The organism is Sphingobacterium sp. N143 (assembly GCF_030325625.1).
In the GTDB taxonomy this organism is placed as follows: domain Bacteria; phylum Bacteroidota; class Bacteroidia; order Sphingobacteriales; family Sphingobacteriaceae; genus Sphingobacterium.
Map to the genome: position 1 here is coordinate 288,471 of NZ_JACAIS010000003.1, position 14,544 is coordinate 303,014.

General features: G+C 39.6%; 7 protein-coding genes. 5 read left to right on the forward strand and 2 right to left on the reverse strand.

Features of this window, described 5'->3' with window-relative positions:
- Positions 1-277 precede the first annotated feature (277 nt).
- From HX021_RS07470 to bglX, 5 genes are all read left to right on the forward strand, one after another.
- Complete coding sequence (locus HX021_RS07470; protein WP_286589524.1) at positions 278-3,178, forward strand: triple tyrosine motif-containing protein; 2,901 nt, start codon at positions 278-280, stop codon at positions 3,176-3,178.
- A 267-nt stretch (positions 3,179-3,445) separates the two neighbouring features.
- Positions 3,446-6,553 (forward strand): SusC/RagA family TonB-linked outer membrane protein, encoded by a 3,108-nt coding sequence (locus HX021_RS07475; protein ID WP_286589525.1) that lies wholly within the window; start codon positions 3,446-3,448, stop codon positions 6,551-6,553.
- Positions 6,554-6,572: 19 nt separating this feature from the next.
- On the forward strand, positions 6,573-8,003 hold the full coding sequence (locus HX021_RS07480; protein WP_286589526.1) for a RagB/SusD family nutrient uptake outer membrane protein: 1,431 nt from the start codon (positions 6,573-6,575) through the stop codon (positions 8,001-8,003).
- A 77-nt stretch (positions 8,004-8,080) separates the two neighbouring features.
- The gene (locus HX021_RS07485) at positions 8,081-9,469 is read left to right on the forward strand and encodes a glucoamylase family protein (protein WP_286589527.1); all 1,389 of its coding nucleotides are present in this window, start codon (positions 8,081-8,083) and stop codon (positions 9,467-9,469) included.
- Between the two features lie 200 nt (positions 9,470-9,669).
- Positions 9,670-11,943: a beta-glucosidase BglX gene (gene bglX / locus HX021_RS07490; RefSeq protein WP_286589528.1), complete on the forward strand. Its 2,274-nt coding sequence runs from the start codon at positions 9,670-9,672 to the stop codon at positions 11,941-11,943.
- Positions 11,944-12,015: 72 nt separating this feature from the next.
- On the opposite strand, the gene HX021_RS07495 is transcribed toward bglX, so the two are convergent.
- A complete protein-coding gene (locus tag HX021_RS07495; protein WP_286589529.1) occupies positions 12,016-13,380 on the reverse strand; it encodes a sulfatase-like hydrolase/transferase in 1,365 nt (454 codons plus the stop codon).
- A 151-nt stretch (positions 13,381-13,531) separates the two neighbouring features.
- Complete coding sequence (locus HX021_RS07500) at positions 13,532-14,518, reverse strand: hypothetical protein (protein ID WP_286589530.1); 987 nt, start codon at positions 14,516-14,518, stop codon at positions 13,532-13,534.
- Between the last annotated feature and the right edge of the window lie 26 nt (positions 14,519-14,544).

Genomic DNA, 14,544 nt, shown 5'->3' on the forward strand with positions numbered 1-14,544 from the left:
ACGTTTTTAATTGGAGGCTCACGTATTGAGCAATACGTATCCTCCCAATTCCATTTTAAAGATTGATTAAGTCATTGTCAGTTTTATTTGGTTATTTCAATTCCAAGGTAATTAAAAAACGAGCAGTCTTCAATGAAATGAACTTAAAAAATACGCAAACGATTTCGACTATTTCATTAAAAAAGACAGGTAAAAAAGCTACTTTCAGTAGTCTCCCTATTGGCAAATTATCGAATTTGCGATAAAATCGATATATTGCCATTCAAATCAATGTGAAGTGAGTGAGTCAATGACATCAAAAAAATATAGTTATGTCTATATCTTTTGGTTTTTTTGTGCCATTTTATTATTCAACGGGTACCCTGGCCATTGCCAGACAATCATACCTACGGGTACACCTTTTGTAAAACAGTACAAAAAGAATCAATACAAAGCGGGAAATCAAAACTGGTCATTAGCCGTTGACCATGATGGACGAATCTATAGCGCTAATACAGAAGGACTCTTACGCTTTGATGGACAATATTGGCGCATACATCCGTTACCGAATCATTCCACGGTGCGTAGTGTCGCTATCGGTAAAGATGGAAAGGTTTATACCGGAGGACAGGGTGAGTTTGGCTATTGGACAACAAAGGCCTTTGGAGACATGACCTATCATAGTCTCTCAAATCTAGTTAAAGACAAGATTTATTTTCCAAATGAAGAAATATGGAAAATCATTGTTGAAGATCATCGTGTTTTTTTTCATACTTTCTCAAAATCATATATCTGGGAAAACAATACCATAAAAACGCTTACAGCCGATGGAGAACCTTTTCTTTTCCCGCATCAGTTCAATAAGCAATTGTTTTTTGAGCAACTGCCTAGTGGGCTGCATGAATTCAAACAAGGAAAACTAATTCCTGTCAAAGGAAAAGAGGTCCTTAAGGGCAAAAATATATTGGCCATATTACCTTTTGACAAAAACAGGTCGCTGATCGCCACTTCACATGATGGGCTATATCAGATGGATGTCAAGGGCGATATTTTCCCATGGCCTGTGCCGGCAACCTCAATCTTAAGGCAGTCCCAAATCAATAACGGAATTTATTTATTTGATGGGCAATATGCATTTGGAACAATCCAAAATGGTGTCATTATCATCAATAAAAAAGGAGAAGTAATCCAGCATATCAATAAGAACAATGGACTCCAAAACAACACAGTCCTCAGTATTACAAAAGACAAACAACAAAACATCTGGGTTGGATTAGATAATGGAATTGATCGGATTGAAATCAATTCTCCATTATCTTTTTACACAGACTTAGCGGGTAAAATTGGTACCGTTTATACATCGACTATATATCAAGGAAAAATTTACCTAGGAACCAATAAAGGACTGTTTGTGAGTGACTGGAATGGTTTAAATAATTACAATTCGTTAAATTTTTCTCAGATTCCAAATTCCAATGGCCAGGTTTGGACCTTAGCAATATTTGGTGGTGAATTAATATGTGGACACAACGAAGGCACGTTCAAATTAGTCAATGGAAATCTCGAAAAAATTTCACAGATCACGGGCGGATGGATATTCAAACCTATCTTTGGAACACGAAATATTCTTCAAGGAAATTATACCGGTTTGTCTCAATTTATCTTTGATGGAACTCACTTACGATTCATTCAACAGTTTCCAACAATTAAAGAACCGGTCCGGTTTCTGGCACAAAAAGACAGTCATTCTTTTTGGATCGGGGATTGGGGCAAAGTTCAACTAATTGACTTTGATCCAAGCTTTCAACAGGTTCGGCTTCAGTCTTCTTCTTTACAGGACAGTCTTGCATCAAAAAGAAGATTCACGGGAATCTATACCCTAGAAAACAACTTAGTATTTGCCACTGACAGTGGCTTTATGCAATTTGATAATATTGTCAAGAAGTTCAGTTATGCCCACGAATTAAACACTCAGTTAGGTAGTTATAAAAAATCAAATAAAATTATACCGATCAATACCAACAGTTATTGGTTTATTCAAAAGACTAAAATTGCCAAAGTAGACTTTGACAGTAAAGGTAACCTGAAAATTGATTCTAACCTACTCAGTCCATTACAGGATCGGATGATGAGCAACTATGAGAATATCCTACCTATAGAAAATCAATATTACCTGATCGGTCTAGATGACGGCTTTGCCATCTATAGACATACCGATCAGGATCTTAAACATGTACTGCCTCCACCACAAATTGCCCAGCTGACCAACTTGACCACAGGTCATACAATCATACCCAATGCCGAGCTCAGACTGGCATCATCGGACAACAATCTTCGAATCAGTTTTTCCAGCCCGTATTATTCATCTTCGCCCCTGCAATACCAATATTACCTGGAAGGATATTCAGATAAATGGTCCGATTGGAGTGAAATTGCCTATCAAGATTTCACCAATCTTCCATATGGTGATTTCCAGATAAAAATAAGAGCAAAAACCAGTACAGGATTGATGTCCGAAATACAAACCTTATCTTTCACGATCAAATATCCATGGTATTTGTCTTGGTTTGCCAAAGTTCTCTATGCGCTGGCAACCTTACTCTTTATTTACTTCGTTTATAGGATTAATCTTCAAAGGGAGCGAAAAAGACAATTTCAGGTAAAACGAAAATGGCTGGAAGAAAAGAAAATCGCCCTGGAAAGAGAAACGGAGCAAAAGGAGAAGGAATGGATTAAATTAAAGAATCAACAATTAGAGGATCAACTTCAGCTTAAGAATAAGGAATTGGCTAATGCGGCTCTCAATATCGTTTATAAAAATGAGATGCTAAACAACCTTCACGATGAGCTCAAGCAGCTCAAGGATGCAGATGGTAATAAATTGAGCTCCGATGAATTGAAGAAAATAAATAAGCTCATTGAGGATGCACATAATGACGATCGCGATTGGCACATTTTTGAAAGAAGCTTTAATGAATCGCATGAAAATTTCTTTAAAAAGCTGAAGCAGGAGTTCCCCGATCTTGTGCCTAATGATTTAAAACTATGTGCTTATTTGCGGCTCAATATGTCGAGTAAAGAGATCGCATCTCTCCTTAACATCAGCACTAGAGGTGTTGAAATCAGACGCTATCGATTACGCAAAAAATTGGGTATTCCTACAGATAAAAACCTCTCCGAATTTCTAATGGAACGTTAAATTTCAGCTACTTGGACTACATCATTACCACACAAAGCCTTTAGTGTATCAATCACACTAAAGGCTTTGTTTTTTGGTGTAAAATCAAGAAATAAACAATTCATTAACAAAATTTTAGGTCACAAATTGAATTTAAGTGAGAAACTTCCTTTTTAGTGTAGTAGTGATGTGAAAATGTTAAATTTTGGCAAAGTTACACTACATCAACATATTTGCTGAAGGGAATAACCAACTGAATTATTTTAAACAAACACAAAACTTTACGATATGAGGAATCTATCCGCATTATTTTTGACATCCATGGTGGTCTCCGTTGCCTATGGACAAACTTCTATACAAGGAGTGGTCAAAGATGGTTCCAGTATGACATCTATACCTGGGGTCACAGTTAGTATCAAGGGGAAACCAGCATCAACAAAAACCGACGCAACGGGAAAATTTCAGATCAACGCCTCTCCTACTGATTCTTTGGTCTTCAATTTTCTTGGCTATCGTTCGCAGACAGTATACATTGGAAGTCAAACGCAACTCAGTGTTTTCTTAGAGAATGAAAATCAAGCTTTGGAGGAAGTTGTCGTAATTGGTTATGGTACACAAAAAAAAGCTGATCTCACGGGCTCCATCAGTTCATTAAAATCAGTAGATATTACAAAACAACCAGCGATGTCAGCCATGCAGTCCATCCAGGGTAAAGCTGCGGGTTTAAACATTGTGGCCAATGAGGCTCCAGGCTCTTCTCCAAACGTTATCATCAGGGGGCTAGGCACTGCTTTAGGAGGACGGAATCCATTGTATATCGTTGATGGAATTGCGCAAACAGATATCAATAATATCAATCCTTCCGACATTGAATCAATGGATGTATTAAAAGATGCTTCTTCTGCATCCATCTATGGCTTGAGAGCGGCAAACGGTGTCATCATTGTAACGACAAAAAAAGGAAAAGCAGGAACAGTCAGCATTAATTATGAAAGCTATGCTGGGCTAAAAACAGTTCTCAATAAAGTGAAAATGGCAAACGCCTCTCAGTTTGCGCAGTACGCAAATGAATACTGGACCTCAACTGGCGATCCATTCCGCTTAGCAGCACAACAAACTTATGATACAGATTGGTATGATGAATTATTGAAAACAGGATCCGTCTTTAATAATTCCGTCAATATTTCTGGTGGCTCTGAGAAAATCGACTATTTTGTATCTGCGAACAATTTCACTGAGAATGGTATATTGGATGGTTCAAAATATGTGCGTAATACAATACGCAACAACAATGTTTACAAATTTCTAAATAACAGACTTAAATTCAGTCAAAACCTGAATCTTACATTAACAAATGCTACCCCAAAACCATATGGGGCATTCAATACTGCCTATCGACAAGCACCAATTATGCCCGTGCGTTACGATAACGGTAGGTATGCTACAGGATATTACAATCAAAATACAGGTATTGGAGGTATAGTTGGAGGGCCAGGTGATGTCATTGCTAAGTTAAATGATGAAGGCAACCCATTATATGAAGTTCTACGTCAAAACGAAAAAATAAATACGCTCCGTCTTCAAGGCAGCTTTGAAGGCGAATTTAAAATAACTGATTACCTGAAAATTAACTCACGCATCGGAGGTAATAAATTTTATTCCAAACAACGAATATTCACGAATATCAAGGACCGTTGGCTAAATGCAAACCCACAAAAAACAGATGCTGATTTTGCAAAAAATAAAGCTGCATCTCCCGAAGATATTCAATTTGCAAACAATAGCTTAAACTATGTTGATCTAGAACAATTCCGTTGGTCATGGGAGAACTTCTTAACATTCAATAAAACGTTTGATAAACATACTATTGAAGCTGTATTGGGTATGTCCCGTGAAAAGTATGATATTAATAGCATGAGCAGTATGACCGGTTATGATGTACCTGATAAAGAACAATACTGGAATATCAATCTTGCAAATAATACACAAGGTGCAGATTACGATCGTATTGCCTTACAGACCTATTATACACCTAGGGCACTTGCATCTTACTTTGGACGTATTCAATATAACTATGATAGCAAATACTATTTAACGGCGACTTTGCGTCGTGACGGTTCCAGTGTATTTCGCAATACAGGAAAATATTGGGGTACCTTCCCATCAGTCGGACTGGGCTGGACAGTAACCAATGAAGATTTTATGAAAGACGTAAATTGGATTAATTTACTGAAAGTCAGAGGAAACTGGGGTAAATTAGGGAACCAAGACATTCCATTAAATGTGTCAACTATTTTACAAAGCCCTGAAAGCTCAAATTATAACTATGTGTTTGGGCCAGAACAAAATATGGTATTTGGAAGTGCATATGGCACACCAGCGAAAAACCTAAGTTGGGAAGTTACAGAGGAAACAGGAGCAGGATTAGATTTTGCATTTCTAAACAACAACCTTTCAGGTTCGATAGATTATTACCATAAGATGAATACGAATGCCATCTTATTGGTAACCCCAACTTATACCTCACCCTATGAGGATAAATTCTATGATCATGGTGCTAAAATTCTGAATCAAGGTGTCGAGGTTGCCTTAAACTGGAACAAATCTATTTCACCTGACTTCAGTTATACAGTCGGTGTAAATTATGCTTATAATAAAAATACAGTGAAGGAAGTAAAACCTGCTTATGACGGAGATCAGGGAGGGAGCCTGAACAATGGTGAATTAACGAAACAGCTGCGTGTTGGTCAACCGATATACGGTTGGTGGATGTATGAAACAAATGGCGTATTCCAAGATGAAGAAGATGTTCAAAACTACCCTTCGAACGGTCCTGCTAAACCAGGATACCTTAAATTTAAAGACCAAAATGAAGATGGGATCATTGATACGCGAGACCGTGTTTTCTTCGGTTCATTTTTACCAACATCTACTTACGGCATCAATATCGGAATTAATTACAAAGCTATTGATTTTAACTTATCAGGATATGGTGTCTCAGGGAATAAAGTATACAATGGATTAAGAAGTGCCCGCATGAATGCTGGACAAAATGTTGATTTAGAGACTTTTGAAAACAGATGGACCCCTGAAAATCCTACAAATGCACATCCAGGATCAGATAGATCATATTTGCCATCAAATTATTATTTAGAGTCTGGAAGCTATTTCCGTATCAACAACATTACATTGGGGTACACCTTTAATAATTTATATAGCTCAAAATCAAAATTACGTTTGTATGTAACAGCTCAGAACCCATTCATGTTTACCAACTATAGTGGTTTCTCCCCAGAGTTGGCAGGGGATGGAAGTCCAAATCTGACATCGGGAATTGAACTGTCAGCATATCCAACTACACGTAATTTCCTTTTTGGACTCAACATGCAATTTTAATCTCTAAACTTTGATCAAAATGAAAATTAACAAACTATATATCGCAATCCTTCTGAGTGCTGGGGTTGCCCTGCAATCTTGCAAAGACAATAGTTTTCTCGATGTTCCATCGAAAGAACGTGTAGAAGCCGAAGATAGTGAGACGATAAATACCCCTGAACAGTTTGTCAATGGTATCTATGGTATGTTTACCGATTGGGATTACGCGTTTTCCTTTTTAGGTGTCACAGAAATGCTTTCGGATAATGCGGATAAGGGAAGTTCCGCTACTGATGCTGGTGGTGATAAATTATTACTTGACAACTTAACTTATACATCAACAGCTGGATCATTTCAGTCAATGTGGATACGTTGGTATAAATCTATCGGACGTGCAACACAAGCAATTGATTATACAGAGAAGTTTGGATTAACTGATGATGCATACAAAAACAGGTTAATTGGTGAAGCTAGGTTTTTAAGAGCACTAAATTACTTCTACCTCGTTCGGGGCTGGGGAGATATTCCTATTCAGGAACGTGATTTAATCAAAAGAGAACCGGCATCAGAAGTATATACTTATATTGAAGCTGATTTACAATTTGCTATTGACCATCTTCCTACAAAATCTGCCTATGCAGCAAAAGATCTGGGTAGAGCTACAAAAGGAGCAGCACAGGGTTTATTAGCAAAAGTATACCTCTACCAAAGTAAATGGCAGCAGGCATTTGATATGGCCAAAACCGTAATCACGTCCGGTGATTATAGTCTTGAACCTGATTATGCAACAATCTGGCGCTTGGCTGGAGAAAATGGCCGTGAATCCCTGTTTGAATGGCAAGCACGGGGATCTTCTATCGCACATGGTATTCAGCAATATAGCCAGGTACAAGCTCCGCGTGGAGGGGCCGTCAATTTAGGCTGGGGCTTCAATATCCCAAGTAAGAATTTACTGGATGCTTTCAATGCTGAAAAGGACAATATCCGTCGTGATGCCACCATTATTTTCCGAGGTGAAACGCTCTATGATGGCCGCGTTATTGACAATGGTGTGGAAAATCCAATGTACAACGAAAAAGCGTATTCTTCTGCCAATGGCGGAGCAAGCGATACGGATAAAAATGTACGTTACCTTCGTCTGGGTGAAATTTACCTCATCCTCGCAGAGGCAGCAAATGAACTAGGGAACAGTAATGAAGCATTGGATGCATTAAATGCCATCCGTACGCGTGTAAAATTACCAAACATTACCGTAACTGACCAGGCACAGCTCCGTCAGCTCATCTGGAAAGAACGTCGCCTTGAGCTTGCCTTTGAACATGACCGCTGGTTTGACTTGGTGCGTACCAAACAGGCTAAGGCTGCCATGGCTGCTGACGGAAAAACATTCCAGGAAAAAATGTTCTTATTTCCAATTCCTGAAAATCAACGTATTCAAACACCAGAAATGCCTCAAAATCCAGGTTGGTAATACACACAAACTATAACCCCGTCCAAACGGACTCAGCGCCGTTTGGACATTTTCTAAGATTCTAAACAAAACTATCCATGAGAACACAATTCACATATCCTGCCCTTACTGGTATTGCTTTGGCTCTCTTCTTCAGTAGCTCATGCCAAAATACAAGCAACGACAAAAACACTGAAAGTCATGCCAAAACCGATTCTGTCAACCGCCATACATTAAATGAGGACTCTTTATTGACCAATATTCAAGAACGTACCTTTCAATACTTTTGGGATGGTGCTGAACCTACATCTGGATTAGCACGTGAACGTATCCATATGGATGGTGTTTATCCACAAAATGACCGCAATGTTATCACCATAGGCGGAAGCGGTTTTGGGTTAATGAGCATGATTGTAGCCATGGAACGAGAGTTTATCAGCCAAGAACAGGGGATTCAGAAACTAAACCATATCATGGATTACCTCGCCAAAATAGAAAGATTTCACGGTGCCTGGGCACATTGGTATGATGGAGAGCTGGGAACAGCAAAACCATTCAGTGAAAAAGACAATGGGGGCGACATTGTGGAAACAGCATTCTTAGCACAAGGTTTGATTGCAGTAAGGGAATACTTGAAGGACAAAAACGACAATGCTAGGGCTGTGGCTCAAAAAGCAGACAAGCTTTGGAAAGAAATCGACTGGAATCATTATACAAACGGACAAAATGTACTATTTTGGCACTGGAGTCCAAAATTTAACTTTCAACAAAACCATCCTATTCAAGGTTATGATGAATGTCTGATTACCTACATTTTGGCAGCATCATCCCCTTCTCATGCCATCTCACCGAGTGTATATCACGAAGGCTGGGCCAGATCAGGCGGAATAAAAAGCAGTGCTACAAAATATGATATTCCCTTAATTCTGAAACATAATGCCAAAGATGGTGAAATCGGCCCGCTCTTCTGGGAACATTACTCGTACCTTGGCTTAAGTCCCAAAGGCTTAAAAGACCAATATGCTGATTACTGGAAAGCGACCAGCAACCATGTCAAGATAAACTTAGCCTATGCGGATAAAAATCCGAAAGGATATATTGGGTATGGCGCAAATAAAGGCTGGGGCTGGACAGCAAGTTATTCAATTGATGGATATAATGCCCATCATCCTGATAATGATCCAGGTGTTATTTCTCCCACTGCAGCGTTGTCTTCAATGCCCTATACTCCGAAGCAAAGCATTCAATTTGCAAACTACCTGAACAAACAGTTAGGCGATAAGGTCTGGGGGAAATATGGTTATTATGATGCTTATAGCGAAACCGCAAACTGGTTTCCTCAACGCTATTTAGCGATCGATCAAGGACCTATTGTTGTTATGATCGAAAACTACAGGACTGGTAAAATCTGGGACCTATTCATGCAAGCACCAGAAATTCAACAAGGACTGAAAAAACTTGGATTTACAAGCCCTTATTTAAAATAGTGGCAAATTTTGGAACCATTCCATCGATCACGGCTTGAGGAATGGATAAGTCACAAACACACCGACTAATCCATAGGGTTCCATAAACATGAGAATTACTTAAACAACTAGAAAATAAAAGTTTAAGCTCCAACAGTAGAAACATACAAAAAGAATAACATCTGATGGCGTCGTCATCATAATATAAAAGATTAATATCGATGAAAAAAGTAGTAGGAACATGTCTTATTGCACTTGCTTTTTGGCAATCAAGTTTAGCTCAATCGTCCAAAATGGACAAGTTCATTGACCAGCTTATGGCAAAGATGACGGTTGAAGAAAAAATTGGCCAGCTTAATCTCGTGACCGGTGGTGAAGCCACAACTGGAACCACCGTCTCCACAGATGTGGAGTCCAAGATCCAACGTGGACAAATTGGAGGGATATTCAGCATGAGCACACCATCAAAAATTCGCCAAACACAAGAAATAGCCGTAAAACAGTCGAGACTTAAGATTCCAATTATCTTTGGTATGGATGTCATACATGGTTATCGTACTGTTTTTCCTATTCCTTTGGGATTGGCTGCCACATGGGATATGGACTTAATTCAACAATCTGCACGAATCGCTGCTGAAGAGGCCACTGCCGACGGTATTAATTGGGCTTTTTCGCCCATGGTAGATATTTCACGGGATCCTAGATGGGGGCGCATTTCCGAAGGCGCAGGAGAAGATACATACCTTAGCTCAAAGGTTGCCGAGGCCATCGTACACGGCTTTCAAGGAAACAATCTGGCAGCATACAACACGATGATGGCCTGTGTGAAACATTTCGCCTTATATGGTGCTGCAGAAGGCGGGCGCGACTATAACAGCACGGATATGAGCCTTCATCGTATGTACAATGAATATTTACCACCCTACAAAGCCGCGCTCGATGCTGGGGCCGGTAGTATCATGACCTCCTTTAACGATATCAATGGTGTCCCTGCTTCGGCCAATAAATGGTTAATGACGGATGTATTACGCAAACAATGGGGGTTCAAGGGCCTTGTCGTTACCGATTATACGGCCGTGAATGAACTCATGGCACATGGATTGGGCGATCTACAACAAGTTTCTGCGTTAAGCTTACAGGCTGGGGTTGATATGGATATGGTAGGCGAAGGTTTTCTAACCACGTTAAAGAAGTCGTTGGATGAAGGTAAAGTCAAACTGGATGATATTAATAGAGCTTGCCGCTTTGTACTGGAAGCAAAATATAAATTAGGACTCTTTGAAGATCCATACCGTTACTGCAACGAACAACGTGCGCAGTCAATCATTGGCTCCCCCGCCCATCATGAAAAAGCCAGAGAGATTGCCGCCAAATCATTCGTCTTATTGAAAAATGAGAATCAGGCACTTCCATTAAAAAAATCGGGAACAGTAGCAGTCATAGGCCCCCTAGCCAATTCGGGACCAAATATGCCGGGAACCTGGAGCGTCAGCGCAGAATTAGATAAAACAGCCTCCTTGGTAGAAGGAATGAAATCCGTACTGGGCAATAAGGTGAATATCCTGACCCATCTGGGAAGTAATCTACTAGCGGATTCAACCTATCAAAAACATGCAACAATGTTTGGCCGAACTATAGCGAGAGACCCACGAAAAGAAGAGGATATCATTGCCGAGGCAGTAAAGACAGCCCAACAAGCTGATATTGTGATTGCTGCACTTGGTGAATCTTCTGAAATGTCAGGTGAGAGCTCAAGCCGCTCTGAACTGGATATTCCTAAAAATCAACAAGATCTTCTAAAAGCATTGTTAGCAACAGGAAAACCTGTAGTTCTGGTGCTATTTACCGGCAGACCGCTCACATTAACGTGGGAAGATGCGCATGTGCCAGCTATATTAAATGTCTGGTTTGGTGGTTCCGAAACAGGTAAAGCGGTAGCCGATGTCTTATTCGGGGATATCGTCCCTTCAGGTAAAATCACAGCAACTTTTCCACGGAATGTTGGCCAGATCCCAATCTACTATGCACATAAAAATACGGGAAGGCCTTATGGAAACTCAGGTGATTTTGAGAAATTTAAATCCAATTATTTAGATGTAAGTAATACACCACTTTACCCTTTCGGTTATGGATTGAGTTATACAACCTTTACCTATAGCGACATCCGTCTTGATCGGAATACACTTGATAGCAATAGTTCTATTCAAGCTAGTATTGACATTAGCAATACGGGGGATTATGATGCAGAAGAGACGGTTCAATTATACATTCAAGATTTAGTCGGCTCTGTGACCCGCCCCGTAAAAGAATTAAAAGGATTCCAAAAAATCTTTTTGAAAAAAGGTGAACAGAAAACTGTAAAATTTGAGATCCAGATTAAAGATCTTAAATTTTACGACAACAATCTGAACTACCTTGCCGAACCAGGTGACTTTAAAATCTATATCGGCACAAATAGCCGTGATGTGAAGGAAAAAGAATTCAAACTGCTGTAAACCATACTTCTTTTAAAATAAATAAAGCGATATTTCTAAATATCGCTTTATTTATTTTAAAAGATATACTTGCTATTCCATATTTCCGTCAAAGGTTTCGAATAATTTCCGAAGCTCTTGCACTTTCTTCGGATAATCTTGCAGTATATTGGTCCTTTCACTGGGGTCCCAGGCAATATTGTGTAGCTCCTCTACAGTTGCATTGGGTTTCCCTGTTATTGGGTTTATTCCACCTGGTATCCGACGATATTTCCAGTCACCCAACCTAACAGCTTCAACATGGCCATAGTTTACTAAAAATATAGGTTTATGAGAAGCTTTTAAATCTTCTGTTTTACCATTCAATAAAGAATCAATGGCCTGACCATCAATTGCTTTTTTTGGGAGAGGGGCACCAGTCCATTTTGCCAGCGTAGGCAGCACATCCAAATTACTGATTGCCTGCCGTATCACCTTTCCTTCTTGTACATACCCCTTTCCATAAACAATAAATGGTACTCGAACACCGCCTTCCGTGGTTTCAGCTTTCGACCCTTTAAACACTCCGGCAGTACCTACGTGCCAATTTTTTGTTGCATGGTCATCAGACATACGTGCCGGATATGATATCCAGGGTCCATTGTCACTCGAAAAGATTAAAATCGTATTGTCGGCCAAGCCTTTCTTTTCAACAGTTTTCCAAAGTTCAGCAAAATTATGGTCCAGCTCCCGCATGACAGCTCCTAAAGGTCCTGCATTCTGTTGATCAGCAAAACGATTATTTTTATTGGCAAACGCTAGGGGAAGATGTGGAAAGTTGTGTGCATAATATAGGAAGAACGGATGGTCACGATCTTGATTTTCTATGAAATTTACGGTTTCTTTATGATACAGTGCACTTAAATCAGAATCATCCGGTGCAATAACCTCTGGTTTTCTATTCCTAAAAATCTTAATGATTGAATCTGTCTTCACATATGGATCCCGATAATCATGACTATACAACATCCCATAGAAAAAATCAAATCCTTGTTGATTGGGATGATGGTATACTTGTTTGTCTCCAAGATGCCACTTTCCAACCAGCCCTGTTCGATAGCCCACTTTTTTCAATAGTTCAGCAATGGTTTCTTCATCATCTGGCAATCCTAAATTAGACCCAGGACCTATCGGCGCTGGAAGATTATAGCGAGAAGCATATCTACCCGTCAGCAAAGAAGCTCTAGAGGGGGTACAGGAAGGCGTTGAAACCATAAAATTCGTGGCCCGCACTCCTTTATTGGCTATAGAATCTAGGAAAGGAGTCGAAATATTTGGACTTCCATAACAGCTAAGATCACTATAGCCCAAATCATCCGTAAGAATTAGGATAATATTTGGTTTTTTACGTTGTCCATTAGCCGTCATAACAGCTAATAGAAAAGTTATTAAGGTCAAAAATTGCACATATCGATTCATGGCGGCATTATTTAATTGGAAATATAGACACAAGATAATAAATTTTACCAGTTGGGTAATATATGAATTCAGGTTATTATTAATCCCCTGCTCTGGAATGGGGCACCCACAGTGTCTTGCACATCAAAAACACCACATTCCAAGAATGGGATTATTTTAATGTCAGCAGATAATTCTTAATCAGTGCCAGGCCTTCATCATGGAGTACAGTTGTTCCTTTTTGAGGCATGTGCATTTCGCCTTGCATCCCCATTCGCCCCATAATTTTTGCCTGCTTAAGCCAAATCCCGGTTTCACTTAAAGGAATTTCAAACCGAAGATCAAGCATCGTCATGTATGCAGTTCCCTTGGGATTATGGCAATGTGCACAGTTCATTTCAAGGTAAGCGCGCCCCCTTTTCGATAAGGACTCCGTTTGATCCTCATAATCAGGTAACACATTTATTTGTATCAATGATGCCATATCGAGTACTGCTCTCTTTCTAAAATATTCCAATTGCGGGATCGTATCTTTACCATAAGAATTTTTTTTGTTCAGATTTCGGATTTTAGGGCCTATCGGAAGCATACGGTTAACTTGACGATGGCATGCTGCACAGTCCGCGCGCGAGGGTATGATATAATTTGTCTGCCGTTCAGCTCCTTTGCTGTCAATGAATGACACCGGTACGGTAGCACTATCCGTTAATAAGTAAGCTTCATCTTGGTTCGGGTTCCATTGGTAGGTTGCCGCATTCCATTGCCCCTTCTTATTGATTAAAAGTCTTGTTTCTAAGAGCATCCGTTTTAAACCGTGGTCCTCTTCTTTTTGAGGATAGAAAAAGGATTTTGTGATAATGGTGCCGTCGGGAAATTCAGGCAGACCGTCATTGGAAGCTAAAATCTTCGTTCCTATTGGAAGAAAAATAATACGCTGTTTATCACTGTAATCTGTAAACAATGTAGAGGCAAGGTCATACACAATTCCCTGCTCATTGGGCACCAGATCAGCCATTTTTCCTTTAAACAGTCCATAATCAGACAGTCTCTTCTTGAATGTTATATTATCTTTCTCCAGATCGCCCCTTCCCTTATTATTAAGGATAATTAAAAATACAGGTATCAATAAAACACCCAATAAAATCATGGCTTTCTTCATATCACTTAAGCTCCTACCCCCTTGCT